This is a genomic window from Alistipes senegalensis JC50, assembly GCF_025145645.1.
Classification (GTDB): Bacteria; Bacteroidota; Bacteroidia; order Bacteroidales; family Rikenellaceae; genus Alistipes; species Alistipes senegalensis.
The window spans coordinates 340,041-359,103 of the sequence record NZ_CP102252.1 but is presented as its reverse complement, the minus strand read 5'-3'; the positions used below and the strand labels follow the sequence as shown (position 1 = coordinate 359,103).

12 protein-coding genes are annotated in these 19,063 nt (G+C 60.4%); 3 read left to right on the top strand and 9 right to left on the bottom strand.

Annotation, left to right across the window (positions count from 1 at the left end; all coding sequences use genetic code 11):
* Positions 1–25: 25 nt before the first annotated feature.
* From NQ519_RS01400 to ilvD, 5 genes are all read right to left on the bottom strand, one after another.
* Entirely contained in the window at positions 26–1,132 is a 1,107-nt protein-coding gene (locus tag NQ519_RS01400) for an ROK family protein (RefSeq protein WP_019149856.1), read from the bottom strand.
* Between the two features lie 261 nt (positions 1,133–1,393).
* Positions 1,394–2,440, bottom strand: a complete 1,047-nt coding sequence (gene ilvC / locus NQ519_RS01395) for a ketol-acid reductoisomerase (protein ID WP_019149857.1) — start codon at positions 2,438–2,440, stop codon at positions 1,394–1,396.
* Positions 2,441–2,686: 246 nt separating this feature from the next.
* Positions 2,687–3,211: an acetolactate synthase small subunit gene (gene ilvN, locus NQ519_RS01390; protein ID WP_019149858.1), complete on the bottom strand. Its 525-nt coding sequence runs from the start codon at positions 3,209–3,211 to the stop codon at positions 2,687–2,689.
* Between the two features lie 13 nt (positions 3,212–3,224).
* Positions 3,225–4,952, bottom strand: coding sequence for a biosynthetic-type acetolactate synthase large subunit (ilvB, locus tag NQ519_RS01385; protein WP_019149859.1), 1,728 nt, complete (start codon positions 4,950–4,952; stop codon positions 3,225–3,227).
* A 15-nt stretch (positions 4,953–4,967) separates the two neighbouring features.
* A complete protein-coding gene (ilvD, locus tag NQ519_RS01380) occupies positions 4,968–6,788 on the bottom strand; it encodes a dihydroxy-acid dehydratase (RefSeq protein WP_026076347.1) in 1,821 nt (606 codons plus the stop codon).
* Positions 6,789–7,582: 794 nt separating this feature from the next.
* Here ilvD and NQ519_RS01375 point away from each other — a divergent pair.
* The 3 genes from NQ519_RS01375 to NQ519_RS01365 all read left to right on the top strand — a co-directional run bounded on the left by NQ519_RS01375 (position 7,583) and on the right by NQ519_RS01365 (position 11,193).
* Positions 7,583–8,512 (top strand): homoserine kinase, encoded by a 930-nt coding sequence (locus NQ519_RS01375; protein WP_019149862.1) that lies wholly within the window; start codon positions 7,583–7,585, stop codon positions 8,510–8,512.
* A 12-nt stretch (positions 8,513–8,524) separates the two neighbouring features.
* Positions 8,525–9,817, top strand: a complete 1,293-nt coding sequence (gene thrC, locus NQ519_RS01370; RefSeq protein WP_019149863.1) for a threonine synthase — start codon at positions 8,525–8,527, stop codon at positions 9,815–9,817.
* A 206-nt stretch (positions 9,818–10,023) separates the two neighbouring features.
* The gene (locus tag NQ519_RS01365; protein WP_019149864.1) at positions 10,024–11,193 is read left to right on the top strand and encodes a hypothetical protein; all 1,170 of its coding nucleotides are present in this window, start codon (positions 10,024–10,026) and stop codon (positions 11,191–11,193) included.
* A gap of 179 nt (positions 11,194–11,372) precedes the next feature.
* On the opposite strand, the gene NQ519_RS01360 is transcribed toward NQ519_RS01365, so the two are convergent.
* The 4 genes from NQ519_RS01360 to NQ519_RS01345 are packed head-to-tail and all read right to left on the bottom strand — an operon-like array spanning position 11,373 to position 19,042.
* On the bottom strand, positions 11,373–13,757 hold the full coding sequence (locus tag NQ519_RS01360; RefSeq protein ID WP_147513141.1) for a beta-L-arabinofuranosidase domain-containing protein: 2,385 nt from the start codon (positions 13,755–13,757) through the stop codon (positions 11,373–11,375).
* Positions 13,758–13,766: 9 nt separating this feature from the next.
* Positions 13,767–15,077: a glycoside hydrolase family 99-like domain-containing protein gene (locus NQ519_RS01355; protein ID WP_129650704.1), complete on the bottom strand. Its 1,311-nt coding sequence runs from the start codon at positions 15,075–15,077 to the stop codon at positions 13,767–13,769.
* Positions 15,078–15,089: 12 nt separating this feature from the next.
* Positions 15,090–18,038, bottom strand: a complete 2,949-nt coding sequence (locus NQ519_RS01350) for a glycosyl hydrolase 115 family protein (protein ID WP_147513142.1) — start codon at positions 18,036–18,038, stop codon at positions 15,090–15,092.
* A 20-nt stretch (positions 18,039–18,058) separates the two neighbouring features.
* Positions 18,059–19,042, bottom strand: coding sequence for a family 43 glycosylhydrolase (locus NQ519_RS01345; protein WP_019149866.1), 984 nt, complete (start codon positions 19,040–19,042; stop codon positions 18,059–18,061).
* Positions 19,043–19,063: the final 21 nt, after the last annotated feature.

The window sequence follows — 19,063 nt, the reverse complement described above, 5'->3', positions numbered from 1 at the left end:
TCCGGTTCAGTTCGCGGCCGGCTGTTTATGCGTTTTGTGCGTCCAGCTGGCTCAGGGCGAAGGCGTACGCTCCGACCGAGATGGCCTGGCTGGCGCCGAGCTTCGAAATCGTGACACCGATGCGTTTCTGCGGGTCGTAGGCCACATAGCGGTCCGTGCCGTAGACCTTCAGGGGCTGCATGCTGCCTTTGGCGAACTCCCGGAACTCCGCGTCGTCGTCCAGATCGTAGACCTTCATCTGCACGCGGTTCAGTTCGTCGCCCGAGAGGGTGTGCATCTTCGAGCGGAGTTCTTTCAGCAGGCTCGGCATGATCCATTTGCGGGCCGCCGTGATGCCGCCGCCGATGACGATCAGACCGTCGATCAGCGTCACGGCCGTGGCCATGGCGTCGCCGGCGATCTCGCCCATCTCGGCGAAAGCCTGCCGGGCCGCCTCGACGTTGCCCGGGCGTTTGCCGTCGGCGATGTCGCAGATGTCCTTGGGCTCCAGTCCGTGATTCGGATCGCCCGACAGTTCGCCGTAGACGCGCTTCACGGCGCGCACGGCCACGCCCTCCTCGACGATGATCTCCGGCATCTTCTTGTGGCGCAGGCAGAAGGTTTCGACGCACGAGTTGTCGCCGCGGTTGAGGCGGTTATCGACCACGATGCCCACGCCGAAGCCCGTGCCGAAGGTGTAGCCCACCAGATTCTTGTAGCGTTTGGGGCTGTTCAGCGCTTCGAGCCGGGCGTTGACCTGAGGCAGGGCTCCGCCCAGCGCCTCGCCGTAGGCGAACAGGTCGCCGTCGTTGTTGATGAAGACCGGGATGCCGAACGTCGCTTCGAGGAACGGACCCAGCGCCACGCCGTCGCGGAACGACGGGAAGTTGGGCAGATAGCCCCCGATGATGCCGTTGGGGTAGTCGGCCGGTCCGGGGAATGCGAACGAGATGGCCACGGGTTTTTCCGAAAGGCGGCTGATGACGGCCCGGAACCCTTCGACCATCGTCGCAAGGCATTTGTCGAGGTCTTCGGCATGCGAAGGCAGGGTGATGGGCTCCACGATGAATCGGTTGGCCTGCATGGCTCCGAACACGAGGTTCGTGCCGCCGGCGTCGAGGGTGATCACCACCCGGTTGTCATGGCTGTACATATTGAGCAGTTTAGTTTGGATGTCGGTGTTTCAATTTACAAAGATACGAATAAGCGAGGGCAATGTCAAATTTATTTGAACATTGCCGAGCGGGAGTATCTAAGGCGCAACCAAAGATACGAATAAGCCGAGAGAAAAAAGCAAGCTCGCCTGCATTTTTTCCGGGGCGGAGTATCTGAGGCGAAGCCAAAGATAGGTAAAAAACCGAAAACGAAAAAGCCGTCGGCGGCTGCCGGCGGCTTTTTCGTCCGTTTATCGGGATCAGTTGTTCTCGGGACGCAGCTTGCGCACCACGGCGCCGGTCTGCCACATCTCGCTTTCGCGCATCTCGCGCAGCTCTTCGTTGAGCTTCTCGCGGTAGTCGGGCTTGCTGTTGAGGTCGATCGAACGCTGGGCCTCGTTGCCGGCGGCCACCTCTTTGTAGAGCTCCTCGAAGACGGGTTTCGTGGCGTCGCGGAACTTCTTCCACCAGTCCAGCGCGCCGCGCTGGGCCGTGGTCGAGCAGTTGGCGTACATCCAGTCCATGCCGTTTTCGGCCACGAGCGGCATCAGCGACTGCGTGAGCTCCTCGACGGTCTCGTTGAAGGCTTCCGAGGGGGTGTGTCCGTTGGCGCGCAGCGTGTCGTACTGGGCGGCGAAGATGCCCTGAATGGCGCCCATCAGCGTGCCGCGCTCGCCCGTAAGGTCGGAGTAGACCTCGCGTTTGAAATCGGTCTCGAAGAGGTATCCCGAGCCGACGCCGATGCCCAGCGCCACCACGCGTTCGAAGGCGCGGCCCGTGGCGTCCTGGAACACCGCATAGCTCGAATTGAGGCCGCGGCCCTGGAGGAACATCCGGCGCAGCGACGTGCCCGAACCCTTCGGGGCTACGAGGATCACATCGACATCGGCCGGGGGCACGATGCCCGTGCGCTCCTTGTAGGTGATGCCGAAGCCGTGGGAGAAATAGAGCGCCTTACCCGGTGCGAGGTGCTTTTTGATGGAGGGCCATACGGCGATCTGCCCGGCGTCGGAGAGCAGATACTGGATGATCGTGGCGCGCTCGGCGGCCTCTTCGATTTCGAAGAGCGTTTCGCCCGGCACCCAGCCGTCGGCGACGGCCTTGTCCCAGCTTTTCGAGCCCTTGCGCTGGCCGACGATGACGTTGAATCCGTTGTCGCGCAGGTTCAGCGACTGGCCGGGGCCCTGCACGCCGTAGCCGATGACGGCGATGGTTTCGTCTTTGAGGACTTCGAGGGCTTTCTTCAGGGGGAATTCCTCGCGGGTTACGACGTTCTCTTCGACGCCGCCGAAATTGATCTGTGCCATGATGTTTGTGATTTTAGTAAAGTTATTAAGTGATATTCGAACGTTATCTTGCTTATGCCGGTTACGCACTCGCCGCCTGAGACGGCGTTTATGAATCCGACCCCACCCGGTTAAGAGCCGGGATTTTGGGACGATGCATTGGTATTGAGCATTGCACCCGTTCTGCGCATCATTCTTTCTGAAAGCCGTTTCTTAAACGGCCCGCAGGGGAGGGAGATGGCGTACTCTTTGGAGCGCGGATAATTTTTAATTTTTAATTCTTGATTTTTCAAGCTCTTCGAGGTATTCGTTCAGCAGTTCGCGCCGCGACTTGATGATGGCCACCGTGCCGCTGCGCACGAACTGCTGGACGCCGTAGGGCTGCAACAGCCGGAATAGCGCCTGCGTGTCGGCCTTGTGCCCGGTCTTTTCGACGACGATGTAGTCTTCGTCGATCTCCAGAATGCGGACGTTGTGTTTGCGCACGAGCTGTTCGACGCCCCGGCTGCGGGTCACCTTGTAGAGGGCGATCTCCTGCTGCACGACCTCTTCGGGGGTGTAGACGAAGGTCTTCAGCACGTCGATCTTCTTCTCTACCTGCCGCACGAGCTTGTCGATCTGCCCGGGGTCGGTGCGCACGACGATCGTGAACTTGTGGATGCCCGGGAGCGCCGATTCGGAGGTCGTGAGGCTCTCGATGTTGACATCGCGGCAGGAGAAGACCGTGGTGATCTGGCTCAGCAGACCCACCTTGTTCTCCGAAAATACGGTGATGATATATTCCTGTTCCATACGCTGTTTCGTTTTACTCGAACCGGATGTCCGCCACCGGGGCGCCGGCCGGGACCATCGGGAAAATGTTCTCTTCGCTCTCGACCCGCACTTCCAGCAGGAAAGCGCCTGCGGAGGCTTTCATCGCGGCGACGGCTTCTGCAAGCTCCTCGCGGCGTTCGACGAGGCGGTATTCGATCCCGTTGCCGCGGGCGATGAGCCCGAAATCGGGGTTCGTCATCTCGGTGAAGGAGTAGCGGCGGTCGTAGAAGAGCTCCTGCCATTGCCGCACCATGCCGAGGAACGAGTTGTTCAGCAGCACGATCTTCACCGCGACGTGCGACTGGAAGATGGTCCCCAGCTCCTGAATGGTCATTTGCAGACCGCCGTCGCCGGCGAACAGCACCACTTCGCGGCCGGGGGCGCCCAGCTTGGCGCCGATGGCCGCCGGAAGCCCGAAGCCCATCGTTCCGAGGCCGCCCGAGGTCACTATGCTGCGGTTGCGGCGGAATCCGAAATAGCGCGCGGCGTTCATCTGCTGCTGGCCCACGTCGGTCACCAGCACCGCGTCGTTGTCGTAGGCCCGGGCCACGGCATCGACCGCCTCGCCCATGCGGATACGCCCTTCGCCGGGGTGCACCGCCTTGCGGACGACGGCTTCGTATTCGATGCGGTCGCACTCCCGGAACTCCCCGATCCAGGCGCTGTGGTCGCCCCGGCGGATGCGTTCGGTGAGCATCGGCAGCGTCTGCCTGGCGTCGCCCACGACGGGCACGTCGGCGTGGATGATCTTGTCGATCTCCGCGGGGTCGATCTCCAGATGGATCACCTTGGCGTTCTCGCCGAAGTGGGCCGGACTCCCCGTCACACGGTCGTCGAAGCGCATGCCGACGGCCACGATCAGGTCGCACTCCCGGTTCTTGATGTTGGGTCCGTAGTTGCCGTGCATGCCCAGCATGCCCACATACTGCGGGTGGTCCGACGGCAGGGCCGAGAGCCCCAGCAGCGTCGAGGCCGCAGGCATGCCGCTCTTTTCGAGGAACGCCCGCAGTTCGGCTTCGGCGTTGCCCAGCGTCACGCCCTGGCCCACCATCACCAGTGGACGGCGGGCGGCGTCGATCAGCCGGGCTGCCTCGGCGATGCGCTCCGCGTCGGGAGCGGGCGAGGGGACGTAGCTGCGGATGGAGGTGATCTTCTCATACCGGAAGGGGGCCGTGCCGCACTGGGCGTCCTTGGTGATGTCCACCACGACGGGGCCCGGACGGCCCGAGCGGGCGATATAAAAGGCTTTGGCGATGGCCCCCGGAATATCCTCGGTGCGCTTGACCTGACAGTTCCACTTGGTCACGGCCTGCGTGATGCCGACGAAATTGGTCTCCTGAAAGGCGTCGGTGCCCAGCAGCGAGGAGCCGACCTGCCCGGTGACGAGCACCAGCGGCGTGGAGTCCATCAGCGCGTCGGCCAGCCCCGTGACGGTGTTCGTGGCGCCGGGGCCGGAGGTCACGAGGCAGACGCCTACCTGTCCGCTGACGCGGGCGTAGCCCTGCGCTGCGTGCACGGCGCCCTGCTCGTGGCGGACGAGGATGTGGCGCAGACGGTCGCGGTAGTCGTAGAGGGCGTCGTAGACGGGGATGATGGCGCCTCCGGGGTAGCCGAAAAGGGTGGTGACGCCTTCGTGGAGAAACGATTCGATCAGGGCCTTCGATCCCGTGATCGTGGGGTCGGAGGCCGTTTGTCGCTCTTCGGGACGGGGTGTGTTCATAAGCGGGTCCGTTTTTTATTCTTCGTCGATGATGCGCACGGCGCCCTGGTCGGCCGAGCTCACGAGCCGTGCATAGGCCCGCAGGGAGGCCGGAACGCGGCGGTTGCGGTTTGCCGGACGGAACTCTTTCTGAGCGGCCATGCGGGCAGCCATTTCGGTGTCGTCGATCAGGAGGCGGATCGAACGGCGGGGAATGTCGATTTCGATTTCGTCGCCCGTGCGTACCACGGCGATCTCTCCGCCCGAGGCGGCCTCCGGCGAGACGTGGCCGATCGAGAGCCCCGAGGTGCCGCCCGAGAAGCGGCCGTCGGTGATCAGCGCGCAGGCTTTGTCCAGTTTCTTCGATTTGAGGTACGACGTGGGGTAGAGCATCTCCTGCATGCCCGGGCCGCCTTTGGGGCCCTCGTAGCGGATGACGACCACTTCGCCCGGCTGCACCTCGTCGGCGAGGATGCCGTTCATGGCCTGCTCCTGCGACTCGTAAACCCGGGCCGGACCACGGAAGACGAAGAGTTTTTCGTCCACTCCGGCGGTCTTCACGACGCAGCCCGAGCGGGCGATGTTGCCCGTCAGCACGGCCAGTCCGCCGTCGCGGAAATAGGCGTGCTCCGCGTCGCGGATGCAGCCCGCCGTGCGGTCGGTGTCGGGCTCCTCGTAGTAGGTTTGCTGACTCCCGAGTTCGCGGCTGTAATGGCCTGCCGGGGCGCTCAGCGCGCGGCGGCGGGCCGTGTCGGATGCCGTGGGGGAGAGGATGTCGCAGGCGGCGACGGCTTCGCCGAGCGTGCGCCCGTCGATGCGGTGCACCGAGGTGTCGAGCAGCCCGGCGCGGTCGAGTTCGCCGAGGATGGCGAAGATGCCCCCGGCGCGGTTGACATCCTGGATGTGGTAGTGGGAGTTGGGTGCGACTTTGCAGAGCACCGGCACCCGCCGCGAAAGACGGTCGATGTCCTGCATCGTGAAATCCACGCCCGCCTCGTGCGCCACGGCCAGCAGGTGCAGCACCGTGTTGGTCGAGCCGCCCATGGCGATGTCGAGCGACATGGCGTTCTCGAAGGCGGCCTTGGTGGCTATCGAGCGCGGCAGGACCGAATCGTCGCCCGAGAAGTAGTAGCGTTCGGCGTTGCGGACGATGAGCGCCGCGGCGTCCTCGAAGAGCCGGCGGCGGTTGGCGTGCGTGGCGACGATCGTGCCGTTGCCCGGGAGCGAGAGTCCCAGCGCTTCGGTGAGGCAGTTCATCGAGTTGGCCGTGAACATCCCCGAGCACGATCCGCATCCGGGGCAGGCGCAGCGTTCGATCTGCGCGATCTCCTCGTCGCTGCACGTGTCGTCGGCGCCCATGACCATCGCGTCGATCAGGTCCACGCCGCGGCCCCGGAACTTTCCGGCCTCCATCGGGCCTCCCGAGACGAAGACCGTCGGGATGTTCAGCCGCATGACGGCCATCAGCATCCCGGGGGTGATCTTGTCGCAGTTGGAGATGCAGACCAGCGCATCGACCTTGTGGGCGTTGGCCATGTATTCGACGCTGTCGGCGATGATCTCGCGCGAGGGCAGCGAGTAGAGCATGCCGTCGTGGCCCATGGCGATGCCGTCGTCCACGGCGATGGTGTTGAATTCCGCGGCGAAGCATCCGAGGGCTTCGATCCGCTGTTTGACGTACTGGCCGATTTCGTGCAGGTGCACGTGGCCCGGCACGAACTGGGTGAACGAGTTGGCGATGCCGATGATCGGGCGGCCGAACTGCTCCTCGCGCATGCCGTTGGCCCGCCAGAGGCTTCTGGCTCCCGCCATCCGGCGGCCCGTCGTGGTGACGGCGCTTCTGAGTGTGTGTTTCATCTTTCGGTTTCGGTTTCAGTCTGTGTTCCGGCCCGTGCCGGAAACGAAAAGACCTTTCCCCGGCAGGAGAAAGGCTTTATCATATTCGTCGATCATGCACGCCACCTTTCTCCCGCTATCTTCTAAGGACGACGAGGTGCAGGGTAATGACGATAATGATCGAATGAAGCATGGTCTGTTTTTCGTATTCGTTCGAAACAAAAGTATGGATATTGAATCACTTAACCAAATAATTTCCTAAAAAAAATTTAATATTGTGACAGTCCGGAAGCAGATTGCCCGATCGGCTTCGCATCTGTCCGCTCACGGCCCGGTTTGCTTACGATTTGACACCCCGATTTTTGCCCTGGAATGCCTGTTCGGACCGTTTTTTGCCGGAAACGGCGCGCGGAGCTCCTCCGAACCTTTCATTTTCGAGCCCGGAATCTCTTTTTGCGCCTTTCGGGACTACTCCTATATATATAAAAAGCCCCTCTGCATTTTCCGGGGCGCTCTTACGAATTGTTACTTCGATTTGGATTTCTGAAATATTTGTTTTATATTTGCCGACGATGGTTATTGAACGGCATATCACGATGACTGGACGAGGTTGCGGATTTATCGGCAATCCCGTTGTTCGTACGTATGTCTTCACGACCGCCGCGACCACGACGACTGCCACGACGACTACGACCCCTGTGGGGGTTCGATAGTCAATATTCCGTCCGCATACCCGGTATGCACTTCCGGCCAAGGCTGCCGGAGCGGAAACCAGATCGGTTCAAGGTAGTCAAATTCAATAGAAAATTTCAATTATGAAACATATCCGAGTTTTCGCCCCCGGAACGGTGGCGAATCTGGGCTGCGGGTTCGACGTGATGGGGCTGACGCTCGACGGCGTCGGCGATTTGCTGGAGATCGGCGCCGAGGAGGGCGCCGAAGGATTGGAGATCCGCAACCTGAGCGGGATGAATCTTCCCGAAAATATCGAAGAAAACGTCATTACGCCCGCCCTGCGGGCCATGCTCGCGGCATACGGCCGTCCGGTGCGGATCGAGGTCACGATGCTCGAAAAGATCGCTCCCGGCAGCGGCATCGGGTCGAGCGCGGCCTCGTCGGCCGCCGCCGTCTACGGGCTCAACGAACTGCTCGACCGCCCCTTCTCGGGCAAGGAGCTCGTGGAGTTCGCCATGATGGGCGAGGCGCTGATCGGCGGCACGCCCCATGCCGACAACGTGGGGCCTGCGGTGCTGGGCGGCGTGGTGCTGATCCGCGGTTACGAGCCGTTCGACATCGTGCGGCTGCCCGTGCCCGACAACTTCTTCTATGCTGTGGCGCATCCTGCCATCGTCGTCAGCACGAAGGATGCCCGCGAGGTCCTGCCGCGCGAGATCCCCTTGTCGAAGGCCGTCGAGCAGTGGGGCAACGTCGGGGGGCTGGTGGCCGGATTTGCGCTGCGCGACGTGGCGCTGATCGGCCGTTCGATGCACGACGCCGTCGTGGAGCCCTATCGCAAGGGATTCATTCCCGGATACGACGAGCTGAAAGAACTGGTGCTGGCCGAAGGCGCGCTGGCGATGAATATCGCCGGATCGGGTCCGTCGGTCTTTGCGCTGGCCTCCGATTACGGGGTGGCGCAGCGCATCGCGGCGCAGATGGAGCGTCATTTCCAGTCGCGGCAGATCGGCTGTCACACTTATGCGGGCCGCGTGTCGAACGCCGGAGCGCGGGTCGTAGAGCAATAAAACCATAGAACGATGAAATTTTACAGTACGAGAGATACGAAACGGGCCTGCGGCTGTTCGCTCCGCGAGGCCGCGATGATGGGGCTGGCTCCCGACGGCGGGTTGTTCGTCCCCGAACGCATTCCGCAAGCCGACATGGCCGAGGTCGAACGGCTGGCCGGGGAGTCCTACGCCGCGATGGCGGGCTATCTGGCCGGGTTGTTCTTCGGCGACGATTTCGACCCGCAGCTCCTGCGGCGGGAGCTGGAGTCGCTGTACGATTTCCCCGTGCCCCTGCGGGCGGTGGGGTGCGGACGCTACACGCTGGAGTTGTTCCACGGTCCGACCTGCGCCTTCAAGGATTTCGGCGCCGGGTTCATGGGGCGTGCGATCGGCCTGCTGGGGGCCGCCGGCGAGCGGCTGGTGATCCTCACGGCCACTTCGGGCGACACGGGCAGCGCCGTGGCACACGGGTTCTACGGCGTGCCGGGCGTCGATGTCGTGGTGCTCTATCCCGAGGGGAAGATCAGCCGCCTGCAAGAGTGTCAGATGACCGCCCTCGGGGGTAACATCCATCCGCTGCGGGTCGCCGGGACGTTCGACGACTGTCAGCGGCTGGTGAAGGAGCTCTTCGCCGATGCGGAGTTCCGCAAGCGGCGGCGCGTGACCTCGGCCAATTCGATCAACCTCCTGCGGTGGATTCCCCAGGCATTTTATTACTTCTACGGCTATTGCCGGTGGCGGCAGGCTGCGGGCGGCGACCGTCCGGTCATCGTCGTGCCGAGCGGCAACTACGGCAATCTGGCCGCGGGGATGCTGGCGCAGCGCATGGGACTGCCCGTCGGGGGCTTCGTGGCGGCCTCGAACATCAACGACGTGGTGCCCGAATTCCTCCGCACGGGCGTCTACCGTCCGCGGCCGTCGGTGCGGACTCCGGCCAATGCGATGGATGTCGGCGCCCCGAGCAATTTCGAACGCATGCTGTGGCTTTGCGGAGGCGATCCCGAGGCCCTGCGCGGCGAGCTGGAGGGATTCCGCTGCGACGACGCCTGCATCCGCCGCACGATCGACGAGCTGTACGAGCGTCACGGCTATTTCTCCGATCCCCACAGCGCCGTCGGATATGCGGCTTCGATGGCCGTCGGCAAACCGGGATTTTACCTTTCGACGGCCCATCCCGCCAAGTTCGGGGAGGTCATCGCCTCGGTGACCGGGGCCCGGGTGCCGCTTCCCGAACGGCTCGAGGAGCTGACACGCAGGCCGCAGCGTTCGGAACCCCTTGCCGTCGATCTCGCGGCCCTCGAAGCGTACGTCGAAAAGGTCTGAATCCGCCCGGCTAAGAGCCGGGTTTGAGAAAAGGTCAAAGTGCAGAACAGGTTTCGACACGGGAACTTCTGCCACCGACCCTATAACCCGCTTTTTAGCGGGCAGCGGGCTGAAAACAAATGGTGGGCTTAATATTTGTTTCTTTTCATTGTGTTTTTATTTTGCTTTTGTTTATATTTGTTGCGTAAAAGCAAAATAAACTACCGATGAATCTCAAACGTCTGCTCTCTTTTCTGATTGTTCCGCTGTTGCTGACGGCCTGCCCCTCGGGCCGTAACCGTGCGGATGCTCCCGATTTAGGCAAACTGCCCCGCACGATCCTGTCGGGCGAACAGGGCCCGTTCCACGTGCAGGGCATCGCCGTCGATCTCGAACGCGGTTACATCTACTTCTCCTTTACGACCAAACTGTTGAAAATGGACCTCGCGGGGAACCTGATCGGCAGCGTCGATGGCTTGACCGGGCATTTGGGCTGCCTGACGATGAATCCCGCCGACGGGCGTGTCTACGGCTCGCTCGAATACAAGGACGACGCCATCGGCAAGGGCATCCGCAAGACCCTCGACGGGGAGTCGGAGGGCGCGGACCAGACGGGATTTTACATTGCCGTATTCGACGTGGACCGCATCGTGCGTCCCGATATGGATGCGGAGCGGGACCGCGTGATGACGGCCGTTTATGTCAAGGAGGCCGTTGACGATTATTTCGCGGAGACCGTGAATGGCGGGCGGACGGTGGCCCACCGTTTCGGATGTTCGGGCATCGACGGCGTGACCTTTGCGCCCCGCTTCGGCAGCGGGGAGGAGGGCGATTGGCTCTATGTGGCCTACGGCATCTACGGCGACACGCTGCGCACGGACAACGACTATCAGGTGCTGCTGGCCTACGATACGAAGGAGTGGAAACGCTATGAACAGCCTCTCTCGCAGTCGAACCTGCACAAGAGCGGCCCTGCGGCCCCCGACCGCAAATATTTCGTCCGCACGGGCAACACCTCCTACGGCATTCAGAATCTGGCTTACGATCCGGCTTCGGGCAACCTCTATGCGGCGGTCTACAAAGGCAAGAAACCGCACTATCCGAACTGGTCGCTCTTCGTGATCGACGGCAGCAAGCCCGCTCGTCGGGAATCCTTGCAGGGTTTCGACACCCCGACCGAGGGCGAGGTGCTCTCGCTGGTGGAGGCCGTAAACCCGGACGACGGCATCGGCGGATGGAATTTCAAATGGGGTGCGACGGGATTGTGCCCGTTGGGCGGCGGTTATTTCTACATTTCGGAGAACGCCCGTTCGAAAGAGACCCGCCAGCAGAGCAGCACCGTCCGTCTGTACGAATGGACGGGCGATGCCGCGACTCCGTTCCGGGCGGTGGAGTAGCATCTCCCTCCCCTCCGGATCGGAATACGGACGTTGCCGTTGTTCCCGGCTGCGGCTCCGATTGGCATCCTTCCAAAACACGACAGGTTGATTGGGTAAATATTGGACGACACGCTTTTCGACGCAATTAATGCGCCGGAAAGCGTGTCGTCATAGAGGACAGTTCGCTGCCACTCCTTTTATTCCGCCTTTTTCAGGAACGGATAGCAGGTGAAATTCTCATCGGCGATCCGGTAATAGGGCACATATTCGATGCCTGCTTCGGAACACTCTACTTTGAACCGCAGCGGGTCATTGTTTTCCGGTTTCAGCCTCGACGGCAATTCCGATGGGGCAACCGGGATGTCGAGGAATCCCTTCTCTTCGGACGGACTCATGGCCGCCATCAGCAGCGGGCCGTACTCCAATGCATAGGCTTCAGTGCCTTTGAAGCCTTCGGCCGTGCCGTTGTATTTGGTCAGGCGGAAGCCTATGGGCAGCGTGAATGCGATTACATCGCCCTTTTTCCAGGTCCGTTTCAGTGCGAGATAGCTGCCCGGTCGGCCGGTTCCGACCCGCTTCCCGTTGACGGTCACCTCCATAGGCGCATCGGCCCATTGCGGAACGCGGAGACGTATGTTGCTGTATGCTTTGCCGTTTCCGGGCGATACGGTAAGTTTTACTTCGGGATTCTCGGGAAACGCGGTCTGCATACGAACAGACATTTCATTGCCGTCCGACTGTGTCCATTCGATCGTGGATTCGTTGAAAAGATTGACGTAGATGCCGTCGTCGGCTATCGAATAGATGAATTCGGGCAGAGCTCCGAACCATCGCGTACCCTGGCCTTCGCAACAGGTATTGTGGTTTTCGCCCCGGTTTTTGTGGCCGACGAGCATGGCGTGGTAGATGATGCTGCCGTCCTGGGTCTGGTTGGCGATTCCGACGTTGTAGATTGATTTTTCGATTTCGTTCGCATATTTCTCTTCGTCGGGGAAAACGGCATGAAGCTGCTGGTTGAGGAACGACCAGAACGAGTTGCCGCAGAGTTCCCCCGTTCCCAGCCGCAACAGGTAGGATTTGGGCGGGTATTCGAGTTTTTCGCAGATGCTGATGCTGCCGCCCGTGTGCTGGAAATAATCGTGATAGATGTCCCAGCCGCCCAATACGGCTTCCAGGTAGCGTTCCTCACCGGTAGCCATATACATATCCATATAGGCGTTCAGGGTGACGATCAGGTAGCAATGGGGACGGTCGTAGGGGATTTTCCAGATGGCATCCACGTCTCTGTCGGCCAGCTGGTCCATCCAGAAATTCTCCTGGTAGTAACGCTGGGCGACCTGAATGTCGAGAGGTTTGCCTACCGGAGTGTGGTAGAGCCGGGTGCTGGGGATGATGCCCTGGCGGCCGAACGCACCGCGGCGCACCAGTTCGGGCAGGTAGGGACAGGTGTTGAACCAGTCGTAAAATTTCCGCAGCATGGGGTAGGCTTTGGTGTTTCCGGCGATGGCGGCTTCGAGCAGGCCTTGTGATACCCACGAACGGCAATAGCCGCCGTATTCGAAGACCAGAATCTCGTTTTCGGGATACCCGACCAAGTAACCGTTCGGTTCGGCGCATTCTTCGATGCCGTCTACGATTTGGTTCATCCGTTTTCGCAGTTCGGGATCGTCTTTCCAGCGGAGCTGGTTGCCCGTACCCATCAGGAATCGCCCTGCGACGGACCCCGGCAGGTATTTGAGCCATTCGATGTCGATGTCGCGGTCCTTCTTTTCGGAGACGGGTTTGCCGGCGCGGATGCGGAAGTCGCGCAGCATGTCGTTGACGGTGAACGAGGTGAGGAGGTAGTGGGCGTTGCGGTCCATGACCTTGCCGAACAGTCCGCCGACCCTGACCCCTTTGTGCGGGACGCGGAGTTCCGCTTTGACGGGACGCCACGAATCGGGTGAAGTGACATTCTCCGGGCAATCCAATACGGCGAGTTCGCCCATCGGACGGGGAGCCCGCAATAATTGATGTTTACCCAGATACCCCCGGCCGGAATCGCTGAGCGTGCGTCCTTCGGCGATGTCCTTACCGCCCGATATTACCTCGAAACGCCATAGGTCGAACGAGTATTTTTTCTGGAATTCGGGCAGTTTGGTGACCGTCAGCCGCACATAACGGCCCGAAACCGGTTCGGACGGGGCGTAGGAATCCACCTTGTCCACGATCGTGACTTCATAATCCTTTGCTGTTTGATCGGAGATCAGGCGGGGGTTGTCGAAGGCTTCGTTGTCGGCGGCTTCGAGTTTGAAGCGCACCGGAAACCGGGGACGCCATACGGCGAGCCACCAGTCCCAGATAACCGGATAGAGTTTTACCTGATCTATGGGGTAAGAACGTCCTAAATCGACCTGCATCCAACAGGTGTCGGTCGGGGAGTCGGCTGGCACGGAGCTGTAAACCGAGTAGTTGGCCAGCTTGGCTATTCGTTCCACGCCCATCGGGCCTCCTTTCAGGTCGGGCACCTCCTGTGCCGGAGCGGTCGTACAGACAGCTCCGGCCAGCAGTGCGGCGCAGATCAACAGCATTGTTTTCTTCATCGTTCCGGATTATTTTCCTCTTCTTTGATTCAGTTTTTGCAATCCGACAGCTTCACCCAGAGCATTAAGCATACCGTATCCGAAGCGGTTGTCGGGAAGCAGGTAGTGTCCTTCGCTCCATTCGTTGAAGCATGCGATGGTTACGAAGCGCGGCACGTCGGGATGCCGGTTCAGATAAGCGAACGACGCTTGTACGAACGCTTTGAAAGCCGCGGGACTTTCGTTGACGAATATCGTGCATCCGGGCCATTTCGTGCGGTCGGGTGTCGCGGGACGGTTGGCGGGTGCGATGTAGCGGGGCGTGGAGTCCCATCCGGCTCCGACTGCCGGGACGTAGGGAACCTGATGCGTCTCGTAACCTTCATCCCAGACTTTGAACGCCACATCGGCCGCCGCAACGCCGTAGTCGGGCAATTCGATCTCTTTGGATTGATAGCGGCCTGCGATCCAGTCCAGCGGATTGTATGATCCGGAGGTGTCGTATCCGGCCTCTTTGTTGTGTCCGGAGGTGAATCCCGTGATATGGAAATGGATGCCCGCATGTCCCAGTTTTACGGCCAGTCCGCGCAACTCGGTGAAGAGTTTCTGAACCCCTTCCAGTCCGAGTTTCTGCTCCAGCCGCCGGGCATCCCAGATGCAGATGACGGGTTTTCCGTCGATTTTCCAGTAGTTCGGTTGGTTGAAATAACGGGTGACGATGTAGGAAAGGCTTCGGAAAGCCTCCTCATAGGAAAAGTCCGGGGCATCGAAACTGGGCGGATAGGCGTTGCTTCCGTCAGTCTGCTTCGTGGGATAGAGGATATACCAGGGATGGTTTGTCCACATGCAGGCGAATTTCACATCGTTGGTGTTCTTCGCTTCGAGGAACCCTTCTTCGAGCGCCTCGTGGAGGCAGGGCTTGCCGTCGTACCAATACCAGTCCCAGATCAGTACGTCGATGCCGCTGTTTTTGCAGAGTTTGTTGTAGACCTCCCAGGTCGAAGGCAGGCTTTCGTCCAGTTCTCCCAGCAACGGCGTCCGGGGCTGTTGATGGCCTTCGAACCAGGGACGTGCACTTCGGATGAGGTTATATTCGGTCCATCCGGGGGAATAGAGCTTGTTGTGGAGGGCCGAGGCGTGATAGTTCGGGAATACATAGGCGGCCACTTCGAGTCCTTCGGGCTTTCGGAGCAATGACGGGTCTCCGACCAGCGTCTGCAAGTCGTCGGGAAGACGGTAGACCGGGGACTGTTTCTGATCTTTCTTTGCTTCGGCTCCGGTGATGCCGATGAATAGTGTCAGAAACATCACGTAACTGAATTTGAACAGTGCTTTTTTCATGTGTGTGCGCATTTATTTTTCAGATTTGGTTTTAGCTTCGACTTTGGTCGGTTGGGGACCCATATAGGAATACTTCATACCGCCGAAGTCGATCACGATTTTCTGAATCATCATGCCCGGATGGGCGGCGAAGATGCGGACGGTGTGTTTGCCCGGTTCGGAGATCATATGCGAGGTTTTGTTGATGCGGCAGTTGCGCATGATGCTCTGTATCCAAAGCGTGCTGTAATAGGGCGCTCCGGCTTCGGGCAGGTAGACGGGGCTTCTGTCAACCATCACGCCGTAGCGCGTACCGTGTTCATCGTCGAGCGGGAAGAGCGGCACCATGTAGGTATAGACATCAATAGGACCCGTGGTGAAAGAGTAGAAATCGTACTCGATCATCGGATAGCGGTCCAGCGGAGCCGGCGCCACGTAATTCGAGGTCAGTTCCAGACCGGGGTAGAAGTCAGCCTTGGCGAAGGGATCGCCCAACTGCACGACGGTGTCTTCGAATCCGTAACGTGCAATCTTGTCGAATGTGATGCCGTGGCGTTCGAATTTGCGGTGGAAACCCGCGGCGTCGATCGACACTACGCCGTTATCCTCCACGTAGAGGCCGGCCAGGCTGTCGCGGACGATCTCTGCGGGATTGAACGCCGAGACGTATACGGTTTTCTCCGTTCCGGCGCCCTTGAATGCGATCCGGGCGCTGAGATTGCGGCCTTTGGGCGCCTTGTCCCAGTCTACCGAGACGTTCACCCGCTGTTCGTAGGGGGTGCTGCCGGCCATCTTGTCGAGTTTGATCCACGGTTCGGACGGCTGCGCACTCCATTTCAGCTCACCGTTGCCCGTGTTGAACACGTCAACGTAATAGGATTTGTCGGTGAAGGGGTTGAAGGTGGGCAGCGTGTGGAAGTTGCCCATTCCGGTGTGGAGCGTTTCGCTCTCGGCGTGAACGCCCAGTCCCGGTACGGCTGCGGGTTCGACCTTTTTCGTCGGCGGGACGTAGATGTCTCTCCAGCCGCCCTGTGCCAGTGTCATCATGTAACGCCATTTGCCGTCTTTGAGCTCGTTGTAATCCTTCGTGATTTTCCGCAACTCGTCGATGGCGGCATTCACGCGTTCCCGGACCTGATTGGCCGACACGCGCCCCTGTGCCGCGTACCAGCGGTTGCGCTGGGCTTCGAGGAACGCGATATTGAGCAGTGCGGCGCCTTTGACCGGATAGTAGACCAATTGGAAGAAACCCGGTTTGGAGTCTTCGTCCAGTTGTGCATAGATCGCATCGGCCTCTGCTGAGATGGCTGCGTAACGGGCCGTGCGCCGTTCGGCTTCGTGGTAGTTGTCCTCGGCGAAATGCTGTTCCAGATGGTGTTGCATGTGCTCGGGCTTGCGGGCGAAGGCCAGACTGAAATATTCGTCGAAAATGTGCTGGAGCGCGTCGCGGTGCTGTTCGCCGAAATATTTCGACAGCGTGTTCGCGTAGTAGAACCCGACGTTTTCCACCGTGAAGGCGTCGATGTCCCACGCCATGTCGAGGAAGAGCGAAAGGGCGTTTTCGGCGGGTTTGATGTCGCCCACGTTGGCGAGCCAGATGCGGTCGGCGGTGGTGTCGTAAGCCCTTTTCAGTTCGGTGTACATCTGCACCGGAGGATTGGTGTTGATCCACAGGAAATTCATCGGGGGACCCCAGTACGAGAGGTGGTAGTAGACGCCCGAACGTCCGCTGCGTTTCTGCTCTTCGGCATTGCTCAGCCGCTTCATGTAACCGAAATCGTCGTCGCCCCAGACGATAGTCACGTCGTCGGGGAGTTTCATGCCGTGTTCGTAGGTGTGCAGCACCTCCTTGTATGGGGTGAAAGCCTGCGGGATCTGATCGGCGGGTTTGCCGAGCACGTCGCTCAGGATCTGCCGCTGGTCGTCGAACACCTTTTCGAGCACTCGGGCCTGCTCTTCGAGGGTCAGATTGCCGGCCATTACGGCGTCGTGGATGCCGCGCATCGCCAGCGTGTAGACATTCTCATAGGCGCCGTTCTCTTCGACCCGTTTGCGCAGCACCTTGTTGATGCCCTCCTTGTTGGTGACGTAGTTCCATTCGCCCATCGTCTTGCGGTCCCATTCGCTGGCGTTATTGAACAGCAGGGGCTCGCAATGCACCGATCCCATGACGATCGCCAGACTGTCGGCGACCAGTTTGTTGTCGGGATAGTAGTTGAACGCCTTGGTGCAGGAGTGCATGGCCGGACAAAGGTAGTTGCCCTTCATGCGCAGGAGCAGTTCGCAGATTTTCGAGTAGGTTTTGGGGCCGATGTCGCCCACTTCGGGCTCGAAGGTTTTGGCGGCCCAGGGCTTGAGTCCGAAATCCTCGTCGTTGATGAACAGACCGCGGTATTTGACCGACGGCTCTTTCGAACGGTAGGATTTTACGTCCAGCGTAAGGCGGTCCTTTTTTGCGACGGGAACGTCGGCCCACCAGTACCACGGGCTTACGCCGATAGCCTCCGATACGGAGAATACGCCGTAGGCGGTGCCCCGACGGTCAGACCCGGCGATGACCAATGCTTTGCGGATGCCGGCAGCGGGGCGCTCCACGACCTCGACGGCGTATTGCTCCCAGCCGCCCCTGATCTTGTCCACGTTCAGCCGACCTTCGGACACCAGTTTGTCGATCAGGCTGTTATGTCCCAGCGTGCCGATCACTACGATCGTCGCTTCGTTGGCTGCGGGCAGCGTTCGGACGGTGGCGCTGCGGCCTGTCACCAGGCCGATGTCCTGCGAAAGAAACCCGGCGGCACGTTTCACTACTTCGAAGTCCCGGCTGTCGTAATAGAGGGTCGCCCCGGAGCTCTTGCCGGCCAGCAGAAACTGACTGCCGGCGGGTTTCCCCGTCGCCAGGGAAATTTGCGCAATCGCTCCGGCAACTCCGCATAAAGAGAGCAGCGCTGTCAGGACCATCGTTCTAACACACATTCTTGTCATGTCGTTTTCAGGTTTTATGGTTAAAAAAGAGGAGTCGGTTGCGGGGTGTCCGAAGGGTGCCCGTCGCGTACCGTCGGCCATCCGTCGATCCACTCGATCTTGTCGAGCAGCAGTTTGCGGCCCCGCGGGTCGCGGGAATCCACGGCGTGATAGAGCAGCCAGTCGTCGCCCGCCTTGTCGGTGATGATGTCGGAGTTGTGTCCGGGCCCTGCGAAACGGTCGCTGCGCCGGATGACCACCTCGTAGCCGTTGTCGAGCATCCCTTTTCCGGATTTGTCGGTGTAGGGACCCATCAGGTTGCGGGAGCGTCCGACGACGGTGGTGTAGGTGCTGTTGAGACCTTCGCAGCAGGACCCGATCGAGGCGAAAAGGTAATAGTAGCCGTTCCGTTTGTGGATGTAGGTCGCTTCGAAAGCCCTTCCGGCGATTTGCTTCGGCTCGCAGCCCGCCTTCACGGCCAGTCCGTCTTTGGTGAGCTCCACGGCATAAATGCCCCAGAAGCTGCCCCAGAAGAGGTAGTTGCGGCCTTTCTCGTGGACGAACTCCGGGTCGATGGAGTTGAACACGCCGATCGTGTTGCTGCGGAACAGAGGCCCGTGGTCTTTGAAAGGACCCTGCGGGCTGTCTGCCGTCGCCACGCCGATACCGCATGTTTCGCTTCCGCCCCAGTAGGACATCGAGTAGTAGAGCAGGTATTGTTTTTTCAGCCGGTTGATATCGGGGGCCCAGAGTCCGCCTTTGGGTTCGAATGTGGGGCGTGTTTCCTTGCTGAAAGCTGTGCCGACGCGCTCCCAGTTCACCAGGTCGGAGGAACGGACGATAGGGATGCTGTAACCGTGGCCTTCCGTGGCGTAGAGATAGAAGCTGCCGTCGTCGGCACAGATCACCGTCGGGTCGGGCATGTCGAAATCCATGACCGGATTGGTGTAGGTGTTCTGGGCCCGGATGCCGGACGCAGGGAAAAGAATGCCGCAGAGAACCAGTGTTTTGAGGAGTTTCTTCATCGGGTTTTATTTGTTTTGTTG

Coding starts and splice junctions, on each gene's coding strand:
- ilvN (WP_019149858.1), bottom strand. CDS start 3,211: ATGGAACAGGAATATATCATCACCGTATTTTCGGAGAACAAGGTGGGT.
- thrC (WP_019149863.1), top strand. CDS start 8,525: ATGAAATTTTACAGTACGAGAGATACGAAACGGGCCTGCGGCTGTTCG.
- NQ519_RS01350 (WP_147513142.1), bottom strand. CDS start 18,038: ATGACAAGAATGTGTGTTAGAACGATGGTCCTGACAGCGCTGCTCTCT.
- NQ519_RS01365 (WP_019149864.1), top strand. CDS start 10,024: ATGAATCTCAAACGTCTGCTCTCTTTTCTGATTGTTCCGCTGTTGCTG.
- NQ519_RS01375 (WP_019149862.1), top strand. CDS start 7,583: ATGAAACATATCCGAGTTTTCGCCCCCGGAACGGTGGCGAATCTGGGC.
- NQ519_RS01360 (WP_147513141.1), bottom strand. CDS start 13,757: ATGAAGAAAACAATGCTGTTGATCTGCGCCGCACTGCTGGCCGGAGCT.
- NQ519_RS01400 (WP_019149856.1), bottom strand. CDS start 1,132: ATGTACAGCCATGACAACCGGGTGGTGATCACCCTCGACGCCGGCGGC.
- ilvD (WP_026076347.1), bottom strand. CDS start 6,788: ATGAAACACACACTCAGAAGCGCCGTCACCACGACGGGCCGCCGGATG.
- NQ519_RS01345 (WP_019149866.1), bottom strand. CDS start 19,042: ATGAAGAAACTCCTCAAAACACTGGTTCTCTGCGGCATTCTTTTCCCT.
- ilvB (WP_019149859.1), bottom strand. CDS start 4,952: ATGAACACACCCCGTCCCGAAGAGCGACAAACGGCCTCCGACCCCACG.
- ilvC (WP_019149857.1), bottom strand. CDS start 2,440: ATGGCACAGATCAATTTCGGCGGCGTCGAAGAGAACGTCGTAACCCGC.
- NQ519_RS01355 (WP_129650704.1), bottom strand. CDS start 15,077: ATGAAAAAAGCACTGTTCAAATTCAGTTACGTGATGTTTCTGACACTA.